Source organism: Methanosarcina sp. WH1, from assembly GCF_000970005.1.
Taxonomy (GTDB): Archaea; Halobacteriota; Methanosarcinia; order Methanosarcinales; family Methanosarcinaceae; genus Methanosarcina.
Map to the genome: position 1 here is coordinate 3,799,850 of NZ_CP009504.1, position 24,099 is coordinate 3,823,948.

The window sequence follows — 24,099 nt, forward strand, 5'->3', positions numbered from 1 at the left end:
TGAAACAAATTTTCGAGAAATAATCCATATTTCGAACCCCTGCCAGGATAGGAAAACAATACTTGACTATTGGTCATTTTGTTGATATTATATCAGTAAAATGATTTTTTTGATATAGCAGATTGTCACAAATTTGAAAAAATATGAGGGGTATTAGCGTCGACATACATGAATATTAACCTTAAGTAAATATGCGCTACCAATTTATATTAGCTACAATTATGTATTATAGTAGATGAAACATATCACTATCAAATATTCTTTTTAGCCATTATACATTTGATCGTTGCACTTTTGGTAATTCCAGATAACCAGATCATTATTCTACCAAAAAATATTATTACCTAGATAATATAAATACGCCAGAGAAATATGAAGGACAACAATTCAGGGAAAAATTCCCCGCTTCCGGAAAAAAAAGGAACAGAAATCCTGGTTGACCCTTACGGGCGCAAAGTAACCGGGCTCCGCATATCCATTACCGAAAGGTGTAACCTTTCCTGCATGTACTGCCATAATGAAGGAGCAGACTGTTGCACCTGTGGCCCCGTAGGACACGAGATGAGTCCGGAGCTTATCTGCGGGATTGTCCGGGAAGCAGCGAAATTCGGAGTCCGCAAAGTAAAGTTCTCAGGGGGAGAACCACTTTTTAGAAAGGACTTTGAGGAAATCCTTGCCTGTCTCCCTCCTCTGAAAGAAGTCTCAGCAACCACAAATGGCATCCTGCTTGAAAAGCGTGCAAAAACTCTGAAAGCTGCGGGTCTGGACAGAATAAATGTGAGCCTGGATTCCCTTGTCCCCGAAAAGTATGAAGCGATTACCAGAGCCCCAAAGGGCTCTCTTGAGAAAGTCATAAAAGGCATCGACAGTGCAGTTGAAGCTGGACTGACACCGATAAAGCTGAATATGGTGCTTCTGAAAGGTATAAACGACAATGAGATCGATACAATGATAGACTTTGTCCGGCCTTATAAAGGAAAAGTTATCCTCCAGTTGATCGAACTCATGGATATTGACCCTCAACTTTCAAAGTATACTATTGACTCAAAAGCCCTTGAAAAAAGCCTCGATGAACGAGCAAGCGAGGTAAGAGTCCGGCACCTGCACCACCGGAAAAAATACATTATCGACGGGGTGGAAGTAGAATTTGTGCAGCCAATGGACAATTCAGAGTTCTGCGCCCACTGCAGCAGGCTCAGGGTCACTGCCGATGGGAAGTTAAAACCCTGCCTGCTTGTACACGATAACCTTGTTGATGCCCGGGAAGCAAAGAACCCCGAAGAGATCGAAAAACTGCTCAGACTTGCGGTAAGCCGGAGGAAACCTTACTGTACTCCTAAAATAGAAATAAGGAAAAAAACAAAAGAAGACATAAAAAAGTAATGAAAGAAAAGGAGAAAACTCTGGAAAATTAGGAGGAAAAAAAGTGAAAATAGAACTTTTAGTAGATGACAAAAAAATTCCCACGAACGAGTTTATCCAGAAAATCTTAGGAAACGTGGTCAAAGCGATGGTTGAGTCACTCCACGCAGTTGACGACGAATGGAAAGAAATTTCCATAAAAGTAGAAAAAGAATAAAACAAAAAACAAACAGGGTTTCAGGCTGAGATGGAAAAAAAACCAGTATTTTTGTCGGAAAGCTCTTCTCCTACTTTTTGGAAAGTTATTTTATTCTTTTTTCAGTGAGCCTGTCCTTCTATTTTAGAGACTATTAAGGACTCAAAGGCTCAGAGATATTTTTCGATCTCTGAAAACTCTATTCTTGCCGTCGAGTCCAGGGAGATCGGAGTTATTGAGACGTGCCCTTTCTGCATGATAGCGTGCACATCAGTCCCTTCCTCTTCTTCGCGGATCAGGTCCCCTGCAATCCAATAATAAGGCCTTCCCCTGGGGTCACACCGCTCTTCCACATCAGTTTTAAAGATCTTCCTCGCAAGGCGGGTTATCTCTATCGGAGTATCTTCTTCAGCATGATAGGGAATATTAATGTTCAGGAGATCCACATTTTCAGGCATGCCGTACCTGAGGACGTTTCGAGCCACTCTGTTTACGATTTTAATCCCGGCTTCGAAGCGTTCCCTATGGTAGTCCCTGGGATCGTCGAATTTCTGGCCTTCGTCAAGCACCTGCATGGAGGCGGCAATTGCCGGAACGCCATAGCTTGCAGCTTCAAGGGCTCCTCCGATAGTCCCGGAGGTGGTGATCGTATCCGTGCTGATATTCTCTCCAATGTTAAAGCCAGAGAGCACCAGGTCTGGCATTTGCTTGAGGATAGTAAAGATGCCCAGAATTACAGAATCCGTTGGAGTGCCGCCCACAGCATAAGCAGGTGCGCCTCCTACGTCTGTTTTTGTAATCCGGAGAGGCTCAAAGATAGAAATCGAACGTCCGACCCCGCTCTGCTGGACAGCAGGAGCCGAAATCGTAACTTCCCCCAGATCTGAAACGCTGTCAAAAGCAGCTTTCAGGCCTGTGGAATAAACACCGTCATCATTGGTAACAAGAATTTTTGGGGTCATCTGTTTTCCCATAAGTTTCAGGATGATTTAAAATTAATGGAAAAAGGATGCATGGAATGAAAAACCGGAGGAAAGATTCTATGTTAATATTAGTATAAAAATAAGAAAAAATATATGTGGAGCGATATATTTTATAATAATATGTCTTCGGGGGTGGAACAAACCGGGGGGTTCCGACACAAAAAGAATAACAAAAGGAATAAGAAAGGGAACTGTCACAAAAGGAATGAGAAAGGGAACTGTCACAAAAGGAATGAGAAAGGGAACTGTACAGAATTGTTTTTCTTTTCATCATATTCGTGACTCAAAAGGTTCCGTACAGAACCTTTCAGTAGTGCTACTGCTTGTGATAATCAAAATTAGAATTGAAAATCTCCAGTGAATTGAAAATCTCCAGTGAATTGAAAATCTCCAGTGAATTGAAAATCTCCAGTGAATTAAAAATTTCCATTAAAATTCCGGAGAAAAATCCGGGGAGTGATATTGATGGTAGAAGCACAGGAAATGATAACAGACATAAAGGACAGGACCGCAAACCCTACACCTCTGGGATTTACGGGTCTTGGTCTTTCAGCAGTCCTCCTGAGCCTTAGTTACATAGGTGTTTACCCTGTGGACTCGATGATAGTGTCTATGGCAATATTCCTCGGCGGCTTTGCCCAGGTCTTTGCAGGCTTAATGGCCTGGAAAAAGGGAAGTGTTTTTGGAGGAACAGCCTTCTGCGCATTCGGCCTGTTCTGGTTCTCCCTTGCAGGTCTTATACTCATGCCCGAAATCGGCTGGATTGCAGGCCCTGAACCTATGTCACTTGCAGCCTACCTCTTCCTCTGGGGAATTTATACCTTCGTTATGCTTATAGCCACCCTGAAACTGGGCAGCAAAGCGATAATGTTCGTATTTGTGACCCTCTTTCTGCTGTTCATGCTGCTGGCTATCGTAAACGCCACAGGAAACGCAGGCCTGCTCGTCATAGCCGGCTATGATGGACTTATCATGGGACTTGGAGCCCTGTACACCGGCCTTGGGGAAGTGCTAAATGACGCATACGGCAGGAAAGTTGTTCCTATCTGAGATAGAAAGATAAAGAAGCGATAAAGGGAAACTAAACAAGGAATAAGCGTGAACTACCCCGTCCTGCTTTCTGATGAAAGCAAGGACGGAGCTTCCTTCGAGTAATTACGTCACCTGGATATTTGCATAATGCAAGTATCCATCTGTAATCCTGTTTGTCGAAGATTATCAGAAAATTTCTGATAGCCTGTCCGCAAAGCATTTTGTGATAAGAATCACTTCATGATGTTGATAACATTGTTTCTATCAATAACGTTTCCACAATCACATATCATAATTCTTTCCCAAAGAGGCATGCCGTGTCTTTTTCCACAGATACAGCACTCCTTTGATGTATAAGCTTCATCAATTCTTATTACTCTTTTACCTGTAAGCTCTGCTTTGTAGGTCAAGAATTCGATGAAACGAGAAAGGTATCCTTGATTCTGGGTTGATCTATTCTGAGAACGTTTTCTTTTTCCAGTTACTTTCTTTGATTGAGCCATTTTTTTTACATTCAGATCACCAACAATTATTGTATTGGCTCTGGTGTTTTCAATCATGGTTTTAGAAAGCTTATGTTGAAAATCTTTTATCTGATTAGACTTTTTTGCTTCCATCTTTATACATGTTTTGTGCAGTCTATTCCATCTATTGCTTCCTTTTTTACAGTGATCTTTTCTGGATTTGATTGTATCTATTTTAGTATTCCAGTATTGATCTGAACGTGGTGTTTTAACTTCAAAGAATTTTCCTTGAGTGTTTACTGCTGTTACTATTTTCGTGATTCCTAAATCTATTGCTTGATACAAATCGTTATCAACATACTCTGTTATAGGACTTATAGGATTTTCATCATATGTTATTGATACAACGAAATTTCCTCTACCCTTGTACGGATCATAATTGTAGATTTCTATCTGCTTGATTGCCAACAAATCACGGACGTTTCCGACTTCAAAAGATAATGGAATTTCATTTACCTAATGAGAGAAACTGATTTTACCACAATTGATTTTGAATCCGCTTTGATTGTAAACCAAAGTCATAAAGTATTTTCCACTTATGAACTTTGGAGGTCTTGCAGACTTATCACCATTTTTCCAGAGTGAGAAGAATGATTTATAATTAGCATCGAGCTTTTTCAACACTGATTGTAATATTTTGGAATATACAATATTGTACTCAGGGAATTTTTCTTTCAATGCTGGAAGCTGATTCTGTTGTTCTACGTACATTACAGTTCTCTGTTCGATTTCCCACACTTCTTTTCTTTCAGCTAAAGCGAAATTATAGAGGCATCCATTGGTCATCGGTTAAGGAGTTTTCTTGCCCGAAAGCTATCGATTTTGTACCATAAATCGACCTCAAACTTTGCCCTCTTTAATAAATCGGCCTCAAACTTTGCCCTCTTTACCTAAAATCGATACTCTGCTCCAGCCTATATTATATTAAAATTTTGAGACTTTTTATTATTTTCTGGTCTTTAGATTTTCCTCTCTAAATCGTACAAAACAGTAAAATTTTAATTATATTTTAATAATTTCTCTATTTATGGGAAAAGGAAACGTCGCAATAGATAAGTCAATGATAAAAACGGTAGTTGACGGTAAAATAATGATTCCTTTGCCAAAAGTTTTGGTTGGAAATCGATACTAACCTATGTTCTCCGTATTATCTCCTATTCATTTTGATGATTGTGGCAATAAATTACATGTGAACTCTTACTACACTCGTTTTATTTTGTCAAGTCACGACACTATAGCTCGCAATGTTACATACTGGTTTTGTCCTGCTTGTAAGAAACCTTTTCATGATCAGATTATTGATGTTCCTGGTTCTGCAAATTACAGTTCTGAACGTTAGGATAAACAAATGAATGTTAGATATGATGGACGATGCAGTCTAAACAATTCTCGACTAATTGGAGAAACATATACATAGGGCTTGATAGCCTTCTGTGGAAGAGCTCCTTGTGCAACTTCACTATGGTTATATGAACAAAAACAAGCAGAACTTTCAAAGCAAGAACTTTTGGATCAAAAAGTTGCCTTTGGCAAAACATTGTATGTTGATGGAGATTGGATCAAAAAAGGCTGGAAAAAAAGTTTGGAAACCTATTGGGAAGATTTCATCAATTAAAAAACGTTAGCAAGAGATATTATGAGGAATTTAACTCTATTGAAGAGATCCCAGATAATGACAGGGTTGTGTACAATGAGATCTGTCAGTTGATCCGTTCTTATACGGCCATCAGTGCTGTTGCATATATTCAAAAGATACGAAAATTTGACTCTAATCTGGAACTTTCAGAAGCGTCTCATAAAGCGATTTCTTATGCAGAAGAGATTTTCAAGAAGAATGTAAACTTCTTGAAAAAAGGTTTTACACCTGAGACGGATAATACAATGAAACAGATATTTTCTTTGATATGTGATATCGTAGACAAAGCAAGACCATTTAAAACCGATAGTGGCCTAACTAATTTTTGTTATAATTTATTTACTTATTTCAACAAACGGTGTTTCAGTACTGGTAAATGGAAAGGATTCTCACCCTTAATGAGGGCAAGATTCCAATATGGATAAAAGTAAAGGAAAAATGGAAACTTAGAACCTAAACTTAAAGTATTCCAGTCGTAGCTATTGAAAAATCCCACAAGAATCAGTTCATCATTGAAGAATATTTAAAACTGTATGACTCTGATTTGATGATACTTTCTTTTAGTTTGAACGTTTATTTTGATCTGAGTTTTGATCTGACAACACTTCTTCTGGTTTGAGAATTTTTCCTTTTATGACTCTAACTGGTTATTTATTTCCAGTTAGCTTTTTGCACCCGAGGATTTTTGAAACAGGCGGGGTATTAGAGGAGGAGGTTTGAGCCACCCTATATGGATTATTTCAACCCCGGGCGTTTTGAAGCCATGTTTGAAGCAAAGCCTCCTTTTCTGCGGATATGATTTATACGGTTATGAAATGGAACCTGACAGACCCGAGCTTTGAAAAAGCATTTTGCCTTAACGTTTGGGGCCTCAGATTTACGGTTCTCATTTTATTTTACCTCTCATTTCTCATTTCTCATTTCTCATTTCTCATTTCCCGTTTCATATGAGTAAAGTTGAAATGCATAAGTCCTGCCATACCAAAAGTGGCAGCCGTCTGTCTCTTTAACTGAACACTGGTATCCCACCGGATCCCCCTTAACATTAGCCTGGATACATTTCGTTCTCAGTAGAAAGCAGACTTTTCGATTTAACCTCGAAAGGAGGCAAACCTGCAGTACCATATTGGCCGCACTTTTAAAGTGCAGTTTTAAAGTACAATTGTTTTAACCGTATATTCATACAGGTGATAAACAGTTAAAGAAAATATTATCACCTTTATTGTTAGAAACTCCAGACTATGGACCCATTCCGCCATCTTCATAATCGTTTCCGTTTGTACACTTTTCTCTTCTATTACAGTTTTTATGATTTCTTTTAAACTTTTTACTAACATTTTACCATTACCCCACTGACAATGTATTCTATCAGACATTACCTCAAAGCATTCTCTGTTTGAAAATGCCCTGTGTATAACGTATTCTACCCAACTCTATCTCAAAAAGAAGCCTTCTGTTTGAAGACATCCTGTATAGTATACACTATCCGACGTAATCTCAAAGAGGCATCTTCATATTGAAAATGCCATATTTACCCCACCGACTCTAGCTTTAGAAACTTGTGATATTAAAAGCTGTTGAGCTTGTATAAGAGAATTATATATGAACACCCAAATAATATCCAGACTCTCCAATGAACGTTTCAGGCATCAAACAGGAGAAAAAAGCTGAGTATTAATAGTAAAGAAGAAGAGGTCACAAAAACAGTACACACCCGTATTGTAATGCACACCTGGCGCAGAGATCAAGCTTTCAAAAAGTATTTATCATAATTCAAAACATTATTTTCATGAAAAACGGAACCTTTGACCATCCCTTTTCATTAAAAGTCTATTTGTTAATTGTTTTTGCTCTTTCATGGCCTTTTCAGATTGCCTACCCATATTTAGGGGAAGCCTTCAAACCTCTCCTTTTAGTATCAATGATCATGGTTGCTGTCGGCACTTATATTGCCGGCAAGTTTGTATTCAGGGATGGGTTTGAAAATGCCGGCTGGCAATGGGGCAAACCCAGGCATTATGTATACGCTTTTGCACTGGCATTATTTTTGTGGGTTTTCCCGAGAGTAATTGAACAGCTGCTGGGAATATATAAAGCTCCTCAAGAAGTAAGCCCCACAACTATTCTGGCTGGGTTTTTACTTAGCTTTACAATCACGCTTATTCCGGCTTTTGGAGAAGAGTTCGGTTGGCGTGGATATTTGTTACCCCGCTTATTTGCTCGATACAGTACCCGCCGCGCACTACTTTTGCATGGTTTTATCACCTGGGTCTGGCACCTGCCAGTTTTAGTTGTGATGGGACTGAAAATGACGGGTAATCCTCTGGTTTCAGTGCCCCTTGTTATGCTTATCAGTTTAATACCGACAATTATGCATGCAGTTGTATTTGCCTACATCTGGTCAAGCACACAAAGTTTAGCTGTAGTGACTGTGTATCACGCCGCATTTGATGAAGTCCGTGATACCCTTGAAGGATCGGTTGGTTTAGGCCCGCTTTCACAAAACTGGCAAATGCTAATTCTTACTATTTTAGGAATTGCACTATTATGGAAAGCAAAATGGAAAACGAGGCAGCTTCAATAGCTGTCTCAAACCTGTCATGTCTCACACCTCAGCGCGGCCAGAGCGCAAAACCCCTGAAAAAACAAAAAACAGAGAAATCATCCCCATTCAAAGAATCAAAAAACAAATCCCAACCGGATTTTTACAACTTTATTTTTATTTTTCTGCCGGGCTCCCCGGAAAGTCCAGCTCTATTTTTTCAACAACCCGCCTGCAAACCTCATCCATAAGTTTCCAGTAATCCTTTATTTTGCGATAGATTTCTTCCGCGACGTCCTCATGGTAAGTGTGAGATGTGAGATTTCTGTCATCCACCATTTCAAGAATTTTTACGGTTTCCTCTTCAGAAAGAAGACCAACCTTGAAAGCTTCCTTGAAACAGGACTTGGGAGAGTTGCAGATGATTCCTTCTTGAATATCAAGGTAGCCCTTAACGACTTTCCAGAAGACCTCAGAAGTATATTCAAACCTCTGGATAGCCGCATCCCTAACTATTACTGAAAAAGGTTCTTCTGTGATAGCTTTTAAAGTTCTGAGTGCTTTTTTGGCGTATTCGATCCTGAGCTTTAACGTGTCCATACGACCCCTTCTCTTAGCGCTTTGTTTTTAAAAACTTCCGAAACCCGGGAAAGATCTACAACATCAACTGTATATGGAATATTAAGGTCCTCAATTCTTTCTTTTAAGAAAACCAATTTTCTCCGGTCAAAATGTTTCCCGGGAATGATCCCAATGTCTATATCAGAGACCCGACTAAAATCCCCCCTTGCCCTGGAACCGAAAAGTACGACAATAACATTTTCTTCTTTTAAAGTTTCAAAAACAAGGAATTTCAGATCCTTAATGCTTTTTTGATAGATAGGGGAAAGATTGCTCATCTAGTATTCATTTAAGGGTTTTCAATACTTGAATTTAATGTTAGTCACAGACAATTTTCAAGTCCAACTCAAAATGTACCTAAACGACTCGCAGACAAATCCCTCATGGACACAGAGATAGTCTTTCAGGAGCTACCAGAAGATTTCGACGCTGCACTGGAATCTGAGCAGAGTGGCATCGCGGATGATTGGAGAGTAAGGTTCGGAGAGGAATTCGTGGAAAGAGATTAAGGATTTTGTTGTGAGTTCGAGTTTGGAGTTAAGGTTTTGCATTGATCATTCTTTGATGTCTGTTTGCTTAAAATTATCTGAACTTCCTGAATTAGGGCCTGATAGTCACATTCATTAAAGTTACCAAAAACAAACCTAGAGTCAACCAGCCCAAAAATCCTTCAATCGGATACCAATCTCCATACCCAATTGTAGCAAAAGTAACCATGCTGAAATAAAAGGCATCAGAAAAAGTTGTTTTTTGAATTTCACCTTCATTATTTTCCGTCATATTATCCTTCTCTTCTTTTAATCGAGAAATCCCATTTCCCCCCCAGTAAAGCAGAGAAAATAATAGAACTATTCCACCACCTAAACCAAATGCACGAAAAGGTTTCACACCATATCCGCAAGTAAGCCGCATAAAAATATCCCCCCATTTTGGGAACGAAATCCATGGCCATTCTGTTTGGAACAAAATCCACGGCTTTTCCGCTTGACGGTGTTTTCGATATTGGAAATAAGCAGCATCTGCATCACCAAATTGTTCAAGATTCCTAAAATTGCGAACTAATTTAACATAAGTTAATCCATCAAAAACAAGTGAATTTTCTAAGGAATCCCAACTAACCCGCATTTCTTCGAAATCAGTATTATTTAATGTAACTTCTTTGAACTGAGTACCTAAAAAATCGACAGTGTCGGTAAAAGTAGCTTCATCGAAGAAGGCAGAATCGCCAAAAGTAGCACCCACGAAGGTGGCAGAATCACTAAAATTTGTACTTATACAATTAGCTGTAGAAGAGCAATTTACGTCAACAAAAAAGAAGGACTTTTTAAATAGTGCATTTGAAAAATCAAGATCATTCTCAAATATTGAATTATGAATTTTAATATTACTCTCAACAACCTTTAAATCTTTATTTCCTCCATAATATCTCCATTTTTCCTCATTAAAGGCTCCAAATTCCAATGATTCATTATACCTTGGATTTGGAACAGTTTGAAGTTCTATTTCACTTAAATCGAGTTCTCCAATTATTCGACAGTCTGTAAGATTTACATCATCTCCATTTTCAATTTGTTTTAAGATTTCACTAGCCTGAACTTCTCTACTATATTCGGCTGCCAGACTGACCATTGACATGGAAGTAAGCACTAAAAATGAAAAAATAGCCCAAAAAAAAAAAAAAAATAACTTTCAGAACCTCATCAGAATGTCTTTTGATATTGTACATATTAAATTTTGTGAAATGATCTCAATAAGAATTTATCAAAACTTTCAGTTTGATTTTCCAGAGATATTATTATTCTCGAACTTTCTCCACAATCCCCTTCACACCCTCAACCCGCCCCAGAGCAGTGCAAATTTAATATAATGATTTCCTTTATCCATCTAATATTTCGGACAAATTAAGAATTTACAATTACCCTGTATCCCCCAATCAATTTCACGAGGATTATAAAATGGACAAGTACGAGAAGGTATTCGAGCTGGCAAAACGCCGCGGCTTTTTGTGGAACTCCTTTGAGCTGTATGGCGGAAGCCGTGGGTTTTATGATTACGGGCCGCTCGGGAGCACGTTAAAGAGGCGGATTGAGCAGATCTGGAGAGAGTTTTACGTCATTCAGGAAGGGCATATGGAAATCGAGTGCCCGACAATAGGGATTGAGGACGTTTTTGTTGCATCCGGACATGTCGGAGGTTTTTCGGACCCTCTCTGCGAGTGCAAAAAGTGTGGAGAAGCTTTCCGGGCGGACCATCTGGTGGAAAACGTCACGGATGCGGCAGGAACCCTGAGTGCAGAACAGCTCACAGAGGTCATAAAAGAAAAGGGGATCACCTGTCCTGAATGCGGTGGAGAATTCAACGACGCATATGAGTTTAACCTGATGTTCAAGACCACAATCGGGCCCGGGACTGGAAGACAGGGTTACCTCAGGCCGGAAACGGCGCAGGGGATGTTTGTGGACTTTCAGAGGCTGTCCCGCTTTTACAGGGATAAACTGCCTTTTGGGGCAGTACAGATCGGCAAGTCCTACAGGAACGAGATCGCACCAAGGCAGGGCGTAATAAGGCTCAGGGAATTCACGCAGGCTGAGTGTGAGATCTTTGTTGACCCCAGGAACAAGAAACACCCCAACTTCGACCGTTTTGCGGACAGGGAACTTATGCTTTATTCGCAGGAGGCACAGCAGCAGGGTGAATCTTTCAGAATGACCGTGCGAGAGGCTGTAAAGGCTGGAGTCATTGCTCATGAGGTTCTCGGCTACAACATCGCACTCACAAACGAGTTCCTGACAAAGGTAGGTATCGACCCTGCAAGGCTCAGGTTCAGGCAGCACCTGAAAGACGAGATGGCGCATTATGCAATCGACTGCTGGGACGCCGAAATCGAAACGGACCGCTTTGGATGGGTGGAGATTGTGGGAATTGCCGACAGGACGGACTATGACCTCAAAGCCCATACAAGAGTCAGCAAGACCGAACTTTACGTTTATGTGGAATACGACGAGCCTAAAATGGTTACCCGCTTTGTCGTGAAGCCAAATATGGGCAAACTCGGCCCTCTCTTCAAGGGCAAAGCAAAAGCCGTTTCAGATGCCTTAAAACAGCTTTCTGAAGCAGAGCTCTCGCTCTCAAAAGATCAAATCAAAGTCACCGTAGATGGGGAAGAATTGACAATCAGCTCCGATGTGGTGGACTTTGCTGAAGAAACCGTAAAAGTCAGCGGAGAAAATGTCATTCCTCACGTTATTGAACCTTCCTACGGTATAGACAGGATCTTCTACGGCGTAATGGAACATGCCTTTGACGAAGAAAACGTTGCCCAGAAGGCAGCCGAATCCAGACTTAAAGGCACAGGAGAAGCAAAAGAGACAGAAGAGATAGAAAAAGAACCCGAAACAGCAAAGGGTGAAGGAGAAGGCGAAGAGGAAACCCGCCTTGTGATGCATTTCTCAAGTGCAGTCGCTCCTGTACAGGTTGCAGTCCTTCCCCTCCTGACCCGTAAAGAGCTTGCAGACCCGGCAAAGGAAATTGTTGCAAAACTCAGGGAAAAGAACCTGCTTGTCAATTACGATGACTCCGGGACCATCGGGCGCCGCTACAGGAGAAACGACGAAATCGGAACTCCTTACTCAGTTACCGTGGACTACGACACCCTTGAAGATGGGACCGTTACAATCAGGGACAGAGACGCCATGCGCCAGGTCCGGGCTCCTATCGAAGGGATCGAAAACGTGCTATACGAATTGATCTACAGAGGCAGAAGCTTCGAATCCGCAGGCAAGCCCTTTAACTTTTAAAATAAAGGATACTGCAATTCCTGAGCTGCGGGTTAAAAATCCTGCAGCAAAACTTTTATTTTTTATTACAGATTAATATTACTTTTTTAGAATTGAATTAGAGCTTTGAAACAAAATAACCTTGAAACGGAATAGGCTGAAAAAAGATTTACCTGAAATAAAATAATCCTGAAATAAAATAATCCTGAAATAAAATAATCCTGAAATAAAATAATCCTGAAATAAAATAATCCTGAAATAAAATAATCCTGAAATAAAATAATCCTGAAATAAAATAAATCTGAAGCAAAATGACCGAAAGTCTTTTTCCTGATAAACAGGCATGTATGAAACATCCATTGATAAAGCCCGAAACAGTTGAGCAGAGGCTTTACCAGCTTAACCTTGCAGGAAAAGCCCTGGAGGGATCAAGCCTGGTTGTACTCCCCACAGGGCTTGGAAAAACCATTATAGCTCTTTTTGTAATTGTTTCCAGGCTCCAGCGTTTCGGGGGAAAAGCCCTGATCCTTTCTCCTACAAAACCTCTTGTAGACCAGCATGCCGCCTTTTTTAAAAAGGTGATGACCCTTCCCGAAGAAGAGATTCTGGCTTTTACAGGCAGCATTGCCCCTGCTGAGCGGGAAAAGCTCTGGGCACGGGGGAAGCTGATAGTATCTACCCCCCAGGTGATTGAAAACGACCTTCTTACGAAACGGATCAGCCTTGAAGATGTAAGCCACATCACCTTTGATGAAGCCCACAGGGCAGTCGGAAATTATGCTTATACCTTTATTGCGGAAAAGTACTTTGAGAGCGCAAAAAATCCCCATGTGCTCGGAATTACTGCAAGTCCGGGCAGCTCGGACGAGAAAATCGCAGAGGTTTGCCAGGCTTTACATGTTGAAAACGTAGCTGTGAAAACCGAGAAAGACAGAGATGTTCGCCCTTATGTGCAGGAAAAAGAAATAGAATGGCTCCAAGTTCTGCTTCCTGCCGAAATGGCTGAAATTCGGGGCTATCTTGAAAAGATCTTCGATGATCGGCTGAAAACCATAAGAGAGCTGGGCTTTTCTGCAGGCAGTGGAAAATACATCTCCAAAAAAGACCTCCTGCTTCTCCAGAAACAACTTCAGGGTGAAATCCGTATAGGGGGAGACCCTGCAATATTCTCTGCCATGTCTGTGGTCGCGGAGATGATGAAGGTGAACCACGCTGTGGAAATGGTGGAGACACAGGGGCTTGAGACTCTAAGAAAATACCTGGAGAAATTGGAGGCTGAAGCCTCTTCCAGCAGTGCGAGCAAAGCTGCAAAACGGCTCATGGATGATCTTTACATGAGAAAAGCCCTGTACAGGGTAAAGGAATGTGATGTAGAACATCCTAAACTCGAGCTTTCACGGAAGATCGTATCCGAACAGCTGGAAGAAAACCCCGATTCCCGGGTAATTGTGTTTACCAACTACAGGGACACTGCCGAAATAGTAGCAAATGCCCTTTCTAAGGCTCCGGGAATTGTCCCTATTCGTTTTGTGGGGCAGGGTTCGCGTCATAAAGACAAAGGACTTACGCAAAAGCAGCAGGTGGAAATCCTCGAAAAATTCAGGGCAGGGGAATACAATGCCCTTGTAGCCACTTCAGTTGCTGAAGAAGGGCTTGATATCCCTTCCACGGACATGGTTTTATTTTACGAACCCATCCCCTCGGAAATCCGCAGCATCCAGCGCAAGGGCAGGACCGGCAGGCAGCAAAAAGGTAGAGTAATTGTGCTTGTGACAAAAGGCACGCGGGACGAAGCCTATTACTGGAGCAGCAAAAATAAGGAAAAAAGGATGCTTAACAGCATGCATGGGCTTGAAACCATCTTTACCCCAAAAGCTTCAAAGAAGAGTGCAGAACTTTCGGATTTCGAAAGCCGATCCTGTACTTCAGACTCAAAGTTGAAAATAGAAGAAATCGAAATGGAAAACGAGGATGAAGACGAGAACGGCATCAATATCAGTTCTGAGAATCTCAGGAAAAACGCAAAAGAGAGGCAACAAACCCTGGTAGACTTCGAAGCTCTTTGCGGAAAGAAATCTGAAAATAAATCGGAAATATCCGGAAAAGAACCCGAAACCGAGCCTCTCAGAATAGTGATTGACCACAGGGAGACGAAATGCGGAGTTGCAAAGACCCTGGACAGGCTCGGGATGGAACTCAGCTTTGCGGCTCTCGAAATCGGAGACTACGTGGTAAGCGACCGCCTTGCAGTAGAAAGAAAGCGCACGGATGACTTTGCAAGTTCTCTGATCGACGGAAAACGCAACCTTTTTGCCCAGCTCTCTGACCTTGCGCGAGTGTACGAAAAACCTGTCCTGATTATTGAAGGGGAAGATCTTTTTACTTCCAGGCAGATCAACCCGAACGCTATTTACGGTTCACTTGTATCCATTACAATCGACTTTGGAGTATCCATCCTTAATTCCAGAGATGAGGCAGAAACAGCTTCTATTTTGAAACTACTCGCAAAAAAGGAGCAGACAGAAAACAAAAATGAAATCAATCCTCACGGAAAGAAATCTGCCAGCACTCTTGCCGAGCAGCAGGAATACCTTATTTCTTCTATTTCGAATATCGGGCCAAAAGCCGCAAGAAACCTCCTTTTGCATTTCGGCTCGGTAGAAGCTATTATGAGGGCTAATATTGAAGAGCTGAAGAAAGTAAAACTAATAGGACCAAAAACAGCAGCCAAAATCAGAGAAATCCTCGAAAGTTCATATAAAGGGTAATTGTACGAAAACAAAGTAAAAGAATGTAAAAGAATAAAAAATAAATTTTCCCAAGATTCAGGCTGAAAAAGATATATTATGATAATAGGAGGATATCTGGCAACAGCATTTGAGGAAAACTGCATACTAAAGCCTGAAATAACAGTACTCAACCTGTAGTCTCCAGGAAAAAAAATCGTTTTTTAATGAGGAATCCCCAGAGGAATTCCTGCGAGAAAAAACCTGTCCTATCAATACCTTTTGACGTTGCAGAGTGTTTTTTCAAGATGCTGCCTGTGAACTGTACATTTGGGCTCAGGCAGTACACCAAGAAAGATGAAAACCCACCCTAAAGGGAAGAGAAGGATCATCGCTCCAAGCATCCTCAAAAAGGTAATCAGACATGAAAGCAGGTCTCTGTATATCTCTCGCATGCTTTCATCACCTCTCAATATACATTCATATGGTCATAAATATAAACACTCCTAAAAGAAATTTACGATAAATCATGATAGATTTGATAGTTTCAAAATACCGATTTTCAAAAAAATGGAGGAATCCTTAACGATAAATAATTATGGAAAAAACCTCCTTTCAGATCACCTTGCTTAAGTTAACGGAGTTAAGATTAAAAACAGCATCACATGAAGAAGAAGCCCACTTATTTAAAAAACATCTTCTGTAAAAATTGAAACCAGAAAAGTAGATTCCTGTAATCAAAAAGTGTAAAACTGTAATGAAAGATCAGGAAATATGAAATAAATAATCGCTATTTGATATATAATAGATATATATGGAGATTAAAATTAAAATACTAGTATATGATGGGGAGAAAAGCCTTAAAAATATCCTGGACAACAAAATCGACATTGGTTGGAGTTTGCCGCAGGCAGGGGAGAAAAAGGTTACACCTCCAGACCAGAGTTTACTGAGAAAAAACTTCGGGTTTTCAGGGAAATTCCTGCCAGTCGGGGCATACTAAACTTAGTAAAGGCGGAAACGGAACAGGGAAATCCAGATCCTTTGGAACAGGGAAATCCAGATTCCTCAAGCAAATCTTCAGAAGAACTGCCTTCTCCAGATTTTGTCTGAAAAATATCTTTAACCCTGCATATTCTTAGCAGTATTTCTACCTATTGTTAGCTTGAATTGATCTTATTTCTGGCTCGCCCATCCCTGCCCCTGGCTATTTCAACCCTGCCTATAATTAGATATTTCCTGCCTGCAATTAGATATTATATCTGCCTGCAATTAGATATTATATCTGCCTGCAATTAGATATTATATCTGCCTGCAATTAGATATTATATCTGCCTGCAATTAGATATTCCCTGCCTGCAATTAGATATTCCCTGCCTGCAATTAGATATTCCCTGCCTGCAATTAGATATTATATCTGCCTCAGCCGCTCTATCAAACCAATACCTTTTTCGACCAGGTCGAACTGCTCAGCAATGCTGCGAGAGTTCTTTTCATCCTGAAGAGAAGATGCAATACTGACCATCTTTTTAAAGAGAAGGTTTTCCAGCACCTCGCAATCTCCATGAGTTGTAGAAACCGTGGATGATTCTGTTCTTTTTCCTGCCCGAACTGCAGAGGCGGCCTTAACTTCAGGAACCGTTTTTCTTACCTCTTCAGCCTCATAAGGGGTCTCAGGAATCTCTTCTTCGGCAAACTGAGAAACTTCATCTTCTTCCTCTCTGGTATCGGGTGTTTTTTGCCCTAACCTTGCTTTCTGTCTGCGTGCCTGTACTTTCTTTCTGGTCTCAAAAGAGTACCTGTCTCTCTCAGTAGAAGAGCTGGCTTCTGGAGCCTGGACTTCTGCCACAGGTTCGGGAGCCGGAGTTTCTTCCGTTTCTTCCCGGACATCACAGATAGGACAGATTACCGTGCCCTGGTAACGAAATTTTGGGGCTCCGCAGACTTTGCAGTGTTCGGCGAGCATTGTGCCCCCGAGTTCCAGGAAACGGGCTATTCGCTTTACTTTTTTGTCTTTGTCAGAATCCATATGCCTAACCGTCCTTTTTGCACAGTTTATCACTTATTTTATAATATTTTTCCTGTAGCTCCCTCTATATGAAACTACCTTTACCACGCACAAAGCAGAAAAATGTCTGTGCCAGGAATCGCAAAGAGAAGACATCGACACAATCAGGCTCATGGATTACCGATAATATTTTATATAACAAGCCTGTCTTACACTAATTTATAAGCTCTAATTTTTAATCATAATTGACTGCGAAGGTGATTCAGATGTCATCAAATGATTCAGCAGAAGTTATCAGACAATGTCTTCATGTCCTTGACAGCATAACCAGTGACTCTTCAGTTCCAAGAAATATCAGGCGTTCTGTGAATGAAATCATGGATATCCTGAACAAAGAATCCGAACCTCTGTTCCTTAGAGCAGCATCAAGCATTTCCATTCTCGAAGATATAAGCAACGACCCGAACCTTCCTCTGCACACCAGGACTCTGATATGGAATCTTTCAAGCCAGCTTGAAACCATTCCAGTAGATGAGTAAAGCCAGAGACAGCAAAAGAATTTTTCTAATCCTGTATAAAAAGGATTTTGCCCGAGAGCGTCTTAAAAAAGAATTTAGCTCCCGGGAAGAAAACACGCCCAGATTCGTTTCTTGAAACGCTTCTGTTAAAAATCCCGAACTTCATAAAATTCTAAACAAAAAGCTGAAAAGAAGCTACTTGGTAATTTTGATAGTCGTTTCCAGCTGATTTTAGAATTAACTTTGAAAAAGAGGGATGTCGATGAGGTAAAAACCTTTTTCATCTTTTTTATAACTTCTATCTATTTTCTATCTTTTTTCTCTGAACTGAATTTTAAATCCATACAATGATCAGGACTTCAAAAGAATAATAAATGCATAGAGTTTATGCGTGAAAGAAGAGCTAAAAAAAGGGATAAAGATATAAAGAATCTCAGAATCATTTTATACAGGCTAAATAAAATAATATACTAAATAAGGCAATAGATTAAGACTATAGCCATAAAACAAATGGAGAATAACATGTTACAGGGGGGCAAAAGTAATGCTGGAAGAAATTTCTATCCGGATAAGGGAGAATTTCGAGGTTAAAGATAAGATCAGGGAAGAAGGACTGAAAATTTCAAGGGAAATTGTAAGGGAATGCAGGACAGCAAGTTTTGCCCTGCATGGAAAGAATTTTGAAAAAGCAGGTAACAACATAGAGGCGGCTGGAAAGGCTTTAAAAAAACTTGAGTCCCGGTTCGAAGGACATGCTGACATTTACCACGCCGGATTTGTAGAACATGCCCAGCAAGAATATTCGGAAGTTGCAGTTCTCTACAGCCTTTTAAAAGACGAAGGAAAGACACAGAATATTCCATCTCCGGACGAACTGAGAATTGAGTACGCCGCCTATCTTAACGGGCTTGGAGACGTAGTGGGAGAGCTCAGAAGGCATGTCCTTGACCTTATCAGGGAAGATTCTTTTGAAAAAGCCGAAGTATTTTTAGGGATCATGGAAAATATTCATGCAGTCCTTATGGACTTTGACTACCCTGACGCGATAACCGGCGGACTCAGACGAAAGACCGATATATCCCGCTCCCTGATAGAAAAAACACGCGGCGATGTGGTAAACTCAATTCAGCAGAAAAAGCTTGAGCTTGCAATGCAGAGCCTGAAATCCAGACTGTAAGACGATTCTCTCCTTCAGTGTTGACAGAGCTACAGGCTGAGAAGGAGAACTAAATAATTTTCACAATAACCACTAAAATCATTTACTATTCAGTGTAGTTACATTACAATTTAGCGCTCAACTACCTGACGCCCATTATCCAGTGTATTTCACCGCGCCGCCAAACCATTCAACATATGCATATAAACGATAAAATCGTAAGGGTCTGACAGATCCAGAATTCCAATAATCAGTTACAAGAGGATAGCCATGAGATTTGATCCAGAAAAAATAAAAAAGGATGCAAAGGAAAATTTTGACCTTGCCTGGAACGAGGGTAAAAAAATAGTTAGAACACCTACCCTTAATGAGCGCTACCCGAGGACCACCCTGAGTTACGGGAAGGCTCATCCTGTTTATGATACAATCCAGAAACTGAGGGAAGCCTATCTGCGCATGGGTTTTGAAGAGATGATGAACCCTCTTATAGTTGATGAAAAAGAGGTGCACAAACAGTTCGGAAGCGAAGCCCTCGCAGTCCTTGACCGCTGTTTCTATCTTGCAGGTCTACCCCGCCCCAATGTAGGGATTTCTGACGAGCGCATTGCACAGGTAACAGAAATCCTGGGCGACGTAGGAGACGAAGGAATAGACAAAATCAGGAAAGTCCTGCACGCTTATAAAAAAGGGACGGTTGAGGGAGATGACCTGGTTCCAGAAATCTCAGCGGCCCTCGGAGTTTCAGATGCCCTTGTAGCCGACATGATTGAAAGGGTTTTTCCTGAATTCAAAGAGCTTATACCCCAGGCAAGCACAAAAACACTGCGCAGTCACATGACAAGCGGTTGGTTCATTTCCCTGGGCGCCCTCCTTGAGAGAAAAGAACCTCCATTCCACTTTTTCTCAATAGACCGCTGTTTCAGGCGGGAACAGCAAGAAGACGCTTCCAGGCTTATGACCTACTACTCGGCTTCCTGTGTTATTATGGACGAAGAAGTAACCGTAGACCACGGAAAAGCCGTTGCTCAGGGGCTCCTCTCCCAATTCGGCTTTGAAAAGTTCCTCTTCAGGCCCGATGAAAAACGCAGCAAGTACTATGTGCCTGACACCCAGATAGAGGTCTTTGCCTTCCACCCGAAACTCGTGGGCTCGAACTCCAAGTACTCTGACGGCTGGATCGAGGTTGCAACTTTCGGTATATACTCTCCAACAGCCCTTGCAGAATATGATATTCCATACCCTGTAATGAACCTCGGGCTTGGGGTTGAAAGGCTTGCCATGATCCTGCATGATGCCCCTGATGTCCGTTCCCTGACCTACCCGCAGATTCCGCAGTACAGCGAGTGGGAGATGCCCGACAGTGAACTTGCAAAGCAGGTCTTTGTAGACAGAATGCCTGAAACTCCAGAAGGGCAGGCAATTGCAGATGCCATCGTTTCTCAGTGCGAACTGCATGGAGAAGAGCCGAGTCCCTGTGAATTTCCAGCCTGGGAAGGGGAGATTTGCGGGAGGAAAGTAAAAGTCTCCGTGGTCGAGCCAGAAGAGAATACAAAACTCTGCGGTCCTGCAGCCTTTAATGAGGTCGTTGCCTATCAGGGAGACATTCTGGGAATCCCGAATAACAAGAAATGGCAGAAAGCTTTTGAAAACCACTCTGCGAGGGCTAGCATACGTTTTATAGAGGCTTTTGCTGCCCAGACTGCGCGGGAAATTGAAGAAGCTGCAATGTCCGGAGCAGATGAGCATATTGTCAGAGTAAGAATAGTCAAGGTTCCCTCTGAAGTCAACATTAAAATAGGCTCTACTGTCCAGCGGTACATCACAGGTAAAAAGAAAAAAATCGACATAAGAGGCCCGATTTTCACTTCTGTAAAAGCGAAATTCGAGTGAGATAAGCAGTAAAAACAGGAATAGGCTGTATGCAAATAGAAAGAGTGCCGTTTTCAGGATACCCGAAACTCAGACGGTTGATGGAAACGGGAGAGCCTGTATGTGTAACCTTTGAGATAGAAGAGGGGGACACAAGAGAAAGATTCCGAGAAGTGGTACCAGCCAGTGGATCGGTACCAGTCCAGGAAACAGTACCAGCCCAGGAAACAGTACCAGCCCAGGAAACAGTACCAATCCAGGAAACAGTGCCTAAAAAAAAAGTAACCGGAAAAGGAAGTGAAGAGCTTCCTGAAAAATCCGGCTTTCTCTTTTGCGAACTTGTGCAGAAAGCCCGTATGGGAGAGAAGTTCCGGATTTCCGGGCAGAACTGCTCTCCCGGGGACTACGTCCTGGGCCTCTCTGAGGAAAACCCTGCTGAATATTATCTTAAATCCGGAAGATACAGGGATACTCAAGCTGCAGAAAAGGCAGCTCTATCCCTTCCAAGATTAAAGAGAAAATTTTGCTCCGTAGTGGTCGAGCCGCTGTCCCTGAATAAGGGTAACTTTGATGTGTTAATTCTTTTCCTTAAACCTGAGAAAGCCATGCGAATTGTCCAGGCAAATGCTTATTCAGAAGGAAAAAGGACAGTAATGGACACAATGGGTGCAGCTTCAATCTGTGGAGATTGTACCGTACTGGCTCTGGAAAAGGGCATGAGCTTATCTTTCGGGTGTAAAGGATCAAGAAAACACAGCAGATATGAAGATTTTGAAGTTCCTCTCGGAATTGCTTTTGAAAAAGTCGAGGAAATTGAGGAAGGGCTTTCAAAACTTCCCGAAACAATGTGTTAAGAGACAATGAATAAAAACTGACCCGGAGAAACAACTGCAACGGTTACCAAAAGAAAGATCAGGACGAGAGCAAAGACAAAACTCTTCAGAAAAAATGATCCAGCTGAAAAACGCTTTTTGCGCTTGCTGTCATCGACTTCTTCTACTACTGCATCGATTCCTAATTAATTCCTCTTTCTTTTAGATTATAAAAGTATGATTTTAGATTTTTCGACAATGCTTGCTGCTTGATTTCTAGAGCAGCTGAACTTGATAAGATAGTCTAAATCTTTTTGAGTGAATGATAATTTGGGGCGACGGCTTATACGGGGCATAAGGTAGTTAAAAAGTAGTTTATTGAATGATTAATGTAATTATTTTATGGATTTATATTAGAATCTATGTACTAGTTTTCATCTAGTCTTTTTAATCTGGTCTTTTTTGTTAAAGAAATCCGGTATAAAACGAGTTCATCTCATGCTGTTCTTTGAAGAAAGCAAATACCAAAGTATACTTATTACAGAGAGATCGATGGGATGAGTTTATATAGAAGTACAAACATGTAAAATGCGATTTTAATTACAGAACTATTCCAAATTCACACTAATGGAGGATTTAAATCGTGGCAGGACAGCCAATATTCATTTTGAAAGAAGGAAGTAAGAGAACCAGAGGCAGAGATGCCCAGAGTAACAACATCATGGCTGCAAAGGCAGTAGCCGAAGCAGTCAGAACAACCCTTGGTCCCAAGGGCATGGACAAGATGCTCGTGGACTCAATGGGTGATGTGGTCATCACAAATGACGGGGCAACCATTCTCAAAGAGATGGACATCGAGCACCCTGCAGCAAAGATGGTGGTAGAAGTAGCCAAGACCCAAGACGATGAAGTGGGAGACGGAACCACCAGTGCAGCTGTTGTCGCCGGTGAGCTCTTAAAAAAAGCCGAGGACTTAATCGAGCAGGAAATTCACCCGACAATCATTGCATCCGGATACAGGCTGGCAGCCGAAAAAGCTGTTGAAGTCCTTAATTCCCTGGCAATGAATGTGGATATGTCTAACCGTGACCTGCTGGTCAGCATCGCTGAAACCGCCATGACCGGAAAAGGTGCAGAGGCCTCTAAGAGACTCCTCTCCGAAATCGCCGTAGACGCTGTCACAAGCGTTGTCGACACGAATGGTAAAAAGACAGTTGATAGGGAAAACATCAGCGTTATCAAGAAAGTAGGTGGCAGAGTCGAGGATTCCGAACTTATTCAGGGCATGATCATTGACAAGGAAAGAATCCACTCCAACATGCCTGAGAAAGTCAAGGACGCAAAGCTCCTCCTTCTTAACAGTGCAATCGAACTCAAAGACACTGAAGTAGATGCCGAAATCTCAATAACTTCTCCTGACCAGCTCCAGTCCTTCCTCGACCAGGAAGAGCAGATGCTCAAGAAGACTGTCCAGAAGGTAATCGGCAGCGGTGCAAACGTTGTCTTCTGCCAGAAGGGCATTGAAGACCTTGCCCAGCACTACCTTGCAAAGGCAGGCATCTTTGCTATCCGCAGGGTCAAGAAGAGCGACATGGAAAAGCTCGCAAGGGCAACAGGCGGCAAACTCATCACCAACCTGGATGAAGTCATCCCCGAAGACCTCGGATATGCAGGGCTCGTGGAAGAGAAGAAAGTTGGTGGCGACAACATGACCTTTGTCACAGGCTGCAACAACCCCAAAGCCGTTACTATCCTCCTGCGCGGCGGCACAGAGCACGTAGTTGACAGCATCGACAGCGCTCTTGAAGATGCCCTCCGTGTAGTAGGAGTTGCAATCGAAGATGAAAAACTTGTTGCAGGCGGCGGCTCTCCTGAAGTTGAGGTTGCCCTCAGGCTCCAGGAATACGCAGCAACTCTCGAAGGCAGAGAACAGCTTGCAGTTAAAGCCTACGCCGAAGCTCTCGAAGTTATCCCCAGGACCCTTGCAGAAAACGCAGGTCTCGACCCAATAGACATGCTCATGGAACTTCGCTCCCAGCACGAGAAAGGCATGAAGACCGCAGGGCTTGATGTCTATGAAGGCAAGGTCGTTGACATGTGGAAGAACTTCGTAGTCGAACCCCTCAGAGTCAAGACTCAGGTCATCAACGCAGCTACCGAATCTGCAGTCATGATCCTCAGGATCGACGACATCATCGCTTCTACCCGTGCAGCCCCTGGCCCAGAAGAAATGGGTGGCGGAATGCCCCCAGGAATGGGCGGAATGCCCCAAGGAATGGGCGGTATGGGCGGAATGCCCCCAGGAATGATGTAAATTCCTTAAAAATAAGGTAAAACC

Annotated in this window: 22 protein-coding genes; 13 read left to right on the forward strand and 9 right to left on the reverse strand. The window is 41.9% G+C overall.

The genetic code is table 11. From position 1 onward, the window contains the following. Window positions 1-372 precede the first annotated feature (372 nt). Both moaA and MSWH1_RS19770 read left to right on the forward strand, forming a co-directional pair. The gene (moaA, locus tag MSWH1_RS16810) at window positions 373-1,383 is read left to right on the forward strand and encodes a GTP 3',8-cyclase MoaA (RefSeq protein WP_048130044.1); all 1,011 of its coding nucleotides are present in this window, start codon (window positions 373-375) and stop codon (window positions 1,381-1,383) included. Window positions 1,384-1,426: 43 nt separating this feature from the next. Continuing rightward, window positions 1,427-1,579 carry a hypothetical protein gene (locus MSWH1_RS19770; protein ID WP_197073987.1) on the forward strand — a complete coding sequence of 51 codons (153 nt, stop codon included), beginning with the start codon at window positions 1,427-1,429 and terminating at the stop codon, window positions 1,577-1,579. A 149-nt stretch (window positions 1,580-1,728) separates the two neighbouring features. Here the strand turns inward: MSWH1_RS19770 and surE are convergent, their stop codons facing one another. Then, window positions 1,729-2,532 carry a 5'/3'-nucleotidase SurE gene (surE, locus tag MSWH1_RS16815; RefSeq protein ID WP_048130045.1) on the reverse strand — a complete coding sequence of 268 codons (804 nt, stop codon included), beginning with the start codon at window positions 2,530-2,532 and terminating at the stop codon, window positions 1,729-1,731. Window positions 2,533-3,006: 474 nt separating this feature from the next. On the opposite strand from surE, the gene MSWH1_RS16820 reads away from it, so the two are divergent. Continuing rightward, window positions 3,007-3,591, forward strand: coding sequence for an acetate uptake transporter (locus MSWH1_RS16820; protein ID WP_048130046.1), 585 nt, complete (start codon window positions 3,007-3,009; stop codon window positions 3,589-3,591). Window positions 3,592-3,806: 215 nt separating this feature from the next. Here the strand turns inward: MSWH1_RS16820 and MSWH1_RS17700 are convergent, their stop codons facing one another. Then, window positions 3,807-4,505 carry an RNA-guided endonuclease TnpB family protein gene (locus MSWH1_RS17700; RefSeq protein WP_197074606.1) on the reverse strand — a complete coding sequence of 233 codons (699 nt, stop codon included), beginning with the start codon at window positions 4,503-4,505 and terminating at the stop codon, window positions 3,807-3,809. 48 nt (window positions 4,506-4,553) lie between these two features. Further along, on the reverse strand, window positions 4,554-4,883 hold the full coding sequence (locus tag MSWH1_RS17705; RefSeq protein WP_052722780.1) for a hypothetical protein: 330 nt from the start codon (window positions 4,881-4,883) through the stop codon (window positions 4,554-4,556). A 768-nt stretch (window positions 4,884-5,651) separates the two neighbouring features. On the opposite strand from MSWH1_RS17705, the gene MSWH1_RS20415 reads away from it, so the two are divergent. Both MSWH1_RS20415 and MSWH1_RS16840 read left to right on the forward strand, forming a co-directional pair. Next, window positions 5,652-6,158 carry a hypothetical protein gene (locus MSWH1_RS20415; RefSeq protein WP_048130047.1) on the forward strand — a complete coding sequence of 169 codons (507 nt, stop codon included), beginning with the start codon at window positions 5,652-5,654 and terminating at the stop codon, window positions 6,156-6,158. A gap of 1,364 nt (window positions 6,159-7,522) precedes the next feature. Then, entirely contained in the window at window positions 7,523-8,317 is a 795-nt protein-coding gene (locus MSWH1_RS16840) for a CPBP family intramembrane glutamic endopeptidase (protein ID WP_048130049.1), read from the forward strand. A gap of 135 nt (window positions 8,318-8,452) precedes the next feature. Here MSWH1_RS16840 and MSWH1_RS16845 read toward each other — a convergent pair whose 3' ends face one another. From MSWH1_RS16845 to MSWH1_RS16855, 4 genes are all read right to left on the reverse strand, one after another. Further along, entirely contained in the window at window positions 8,453-8,875 is a 423-nt protein-coding gene (locus MSWH1_RS16845; protein WP_048130050.1) for an HI0074 family nucleotidyltransferase substrate-binding subunit, read from the reverse strand. Next, on the reverse strand, window positions 8,863-9,174 hold the full coding sequence (locus MSWH1_RS16850) for a nucleotidyltransferase family protein (protein ID WP_048130051.1): 312 nt from the start codon (window positions 9,172-9,174) through the stop codon (window positions 8,863-8,865). The genes MSWH1_RS16845 and MSWH1_RS16850 overlap by 13 nt, the downstream gene beginning before the upstream one ends. Window positions 9,175-9,306: 132 nt before the next feature. Next, entirely contained in the window at window positions 9,307-9,447 is a 141-nt protein-coding gene (locus MSWH1_RS19775; RefSeq protein WP_156151256.1) for a hypothetical protein, read from the reverse strand. Between the two features lie 49 nt (window positions 9,448-9,496). After that, a complete protein-coding gene (locus MSWH1_RS16855; RefSeq protein WP_048130052.1) occupies window positions 9,497-10,531 on the reverse strand; it encodes a potassium channel family protein in 1,035 nt (344 codons plus the stop codon). Between the two features lie 320 nt (window positions 10,532-10,851). Between MSWH1_RS16855 and glyS the strand changes: the two genes are divergently transcribed. Further along, window positions 10,852-12,693 (forward strand): glycine--tRNA ligase, encoded by a 1,842-nt coding sequence (glyS, locus tag MSWH1_RS16865; RefSeq protein ID WP_048130054.1) that lies wholly within the window; start codon window positions 10,852-10,854, stop codon window positions 12,691-12,693. Between the two features lie 290 nt (window positions 12,694-12,983). Next, window positions 12,984-15,440, forward strand: coding sequence for a DEAD/DEAH box helicase (locus MSWH1_RS16870; RefSeq protein WP_048130055.1), 2,457 nt, complete (start codon window positions 12,984-12,986; stop codon window positions 15,438-15,440). 230 nt (window positions 15,441-15,670) lie between these two features. On the opposite strand, the gene MSWH1_RS19515 is transcribed toward MSWH1_RS16870, so the two are convergent. Beyond that, window positions 15,671-15,853 (reverse strand): hypothetical protein, encoded by a 183-nt coding sequence (locus tag MSWH1_RS19515; RefSeq protein ID WP_156148227.1) that lies wholly within the window; start codon window positions 15,851-15,853, stop codon window positions 15,671-15,673. Window positions 15,854-16,212: 359 nt separating this feature from the next. Between MSWH1_RS19515 and MSWH1_RS19520 the strand changes: the two genes are divergently transcribed. Beyond that, window positions 16,213-16,401, forward strand: coding sequence for a hypothetical protein (locus MSWH1_RS19520; protein ID WP_156148228.1), 189 nt, complete (start codon window positions 16,213-16,215; stop codon window positions 16,399-16,401). Between the two features lie 408 nt (window positions 16,402-16,809). Here MSWH1_RS19520 and MSWH1_RS16880 read toward each other — a convergent pair whose 3' ends face one another. After that, on the reverse strand, window positions 16,810-17,427 hold the full coding sequence (locus MSWH1_RS16880) for an Sjogren's syndrome/scleroderma autoantigen 1 family protein (protein WP_048130742.1): 618 nt from the start codon (window positions 17,425-17,427) through the stop codon (window positions 16,810-16,812). Between the two features lie 245 nt (window positions 17,428-17,672). On the opposite strand from MSWH1_RS16880, the gene MSWH1_RS16885 reads away from it, so the two are divergent. The 5 genes from MSWH1_RS16885 to thsB all read left to right on the forward strand — a co-directional run bounded on the left by MSWH1_RS16885 (window position 17,673) and on the right by thsB (window position 24,075). After that, entirely contained in the window at window positions 17,673-17,945 is a 273-nt protein-coding gene (locus MSWH1_RS16885) for a UPF0147 family protein (RefSeq protein ID WP_048130057.1), read from the forward strand. A 523-nt stretch (window positions 17,946-18,468) separates the two neighbouring features. Next, window positions 18,469-19,101 (forward strand): haloacid dehalogenase, encoded by a 633-nt coding sequence (locus tag MSWH1_RS16890; RefSeq protein WP_048130058.1) that lies wholly within the window; start codon window positions 18,469-18,471, stop codon window positions 19,099-19,101. Between the two features lie 249 nt (window positions 19,102-19,350). Next, window positions 19,351-20,970, forward strand: coding sequence for an O-phosphoserine--tRNA ligase (gene sepS, locus MSWH1_RS16895; RefSeq protein ID WP_048130059.1), 1,620 nt, complete (start codon window positions 19,351-19,353; stop codon window positions 20,968-20,970). Window positions 20,971-20,999: 29 nt separating this feature from the next. Further along, the gene (locus tag MSWH1_RS16900; RefSeq protein ID WP_048130060.1) at window positions 21,000-21,803 is read left to right on the forward strand and encodes a DUF169 domain-containing protein; all 804 of its coding nucleotides are present in this window, start codon (window positions 21,000-21,002) and stop codon (window positions 21,801-21,803) included. A 601-nt stretch (window positions 21,804-22,404) separates the two neighbouring features. Then, window positions 22,405-24,075 (forward strand): thermosome subunit beta, encoded by a 1,671-nt coding sequence (gene thsB / locus MSWH1_RS16905; protein ID WP_048130061.1) that lies wholly within the window; start codon window positions 22,405-22,407, stop codon window positions 24,073-24,075. The last annotated feature ends 24 nt before the right edge of the window (window positions 24,076-24,099 follow it).

Bases quoted from the DNA above. Each gene is read 5' to 3' on its own strand.
- moaA (WP_048130044.1), top strand. From the start codon at position 373: ATGAAGGACAACAATTCAGGGAAAAATTCCCCGCTTCCGGAAAAAAAA.
- surE (WP_048130045.1), bottom strand. From the start codon at position 2,532: ATGGGAAAACAGATGACCCCAAAAATTCTTGTTACCAATGATGACGGT.
- MSWH1_RS16820 (WP_048130046.1), top strand. From the start codon at position 3,007: ATGGTAGAAGCACAGGAAATGATAACAGACATAAAGGACAGGACCGCA.
- MSWH1_RS17705 (WP_052722780.1), bottom strand. From the start codon at position 4,883: ATGACCAATGGATGCCTCTATAATTTCGCTTTAGCTGAAAGAAAAGAA.
- MSWH1_RS16840 (WP_048130049.1), top strand. From the start codon at position 7,523: ATGAAAAACGGAACCTTTGACCATCCCTTTTCATTAAAAGTCTATTTG.
- MSWH1_RS16845 (WP_048130050.1), bottom strand. From the start codon at position 8,875: ATGGACACGTTAAAGCTCAGGATCGAATACGCCAAAAAAGCACTCAGA.
- MSWH1_RS16850 (WP_048130051.1), bottom strand. From the start codon at position 9,174: ATGAGCAATCTTTCCCCTATCTATCAAAAAAGCATTAAGGATCTGAAA.
- MSWH1_RS19775 (WP_156151256.1), bottom strand. From the start codon at position 9,447: ATGCAAAACCTTAACTCCAAACTCGAACTCACAACAAAATCCTTAATC.
- MSWH1_RS16855 (WP_048130052.1), bottom strand. From the start codon at position 10,531: ATGTCAATGGTCAGTCTGGCAGCCGAATATAGTAGAGAAGTTCAGGCT.
- glyS (WP_048130054.1), top strand. From the start codon at position 10,852: ATGGACAAGTACGAGAAGGTATTCGAGCTGGCAAAACGCCGCGGCTTT.
- MSWH1_RS16870 (WP_048130055.1), top strand. From the start codon at position 12,984: ATGACCGAAAGTCTTTTTCCTGATAAACAGGCATGTATGAAACATCCA.
- MSWH1_RS19515 (WP_156148227.1), bottom strand. From the start codon at position 15,853: ATGCGAGAGATATACAGAGACCTGCTTTCATGTCTGATTACCTTTTTG.
- MSWH1_RS19520 (WP_156148228.1), top strand. From the start codon at position 16,213: ATGGAGATTAAAATTAAAATACTAGTATATGATGGGGAGAAAAGCCTT.
- MSWH1_RS16880 (WP_048130742.1), bottom strand. From the start codon at position 17,427: ATGGATTCTGACAAAGACAAAAAAGTAAAGCGAATAGCCCGTTTCCTG.
- MSWH1_RS16885 (WP_048130057.1), top strand. From the start codon at position 17,673: ATGTCATCAAATGATTCAGCAGAAGTTATCAGACAATGTCTTCATGTC.
- MSWH1_RS16890 (WP_048130058.1), top strand. From the start codon at position 18,469: ATGCTGGAAGAAATTTCTATCCGGATAAGGGAGAATTTCGAGGTTAAA.
- sepS (WP_048130059.1), top strand. From the start codon at position 19,351: ATGAGATTTGATCCAGAAAAAATAAAAAAGGATGCAAAGGAAAATTTT.
- MSWH1_RS16900 (WP_048130060.1), top strand. From the start codon at position 21,000: ATGCAAATAGAAAGAGTGCCGTTTTCAGGATACCCGAAACTCAGACGG.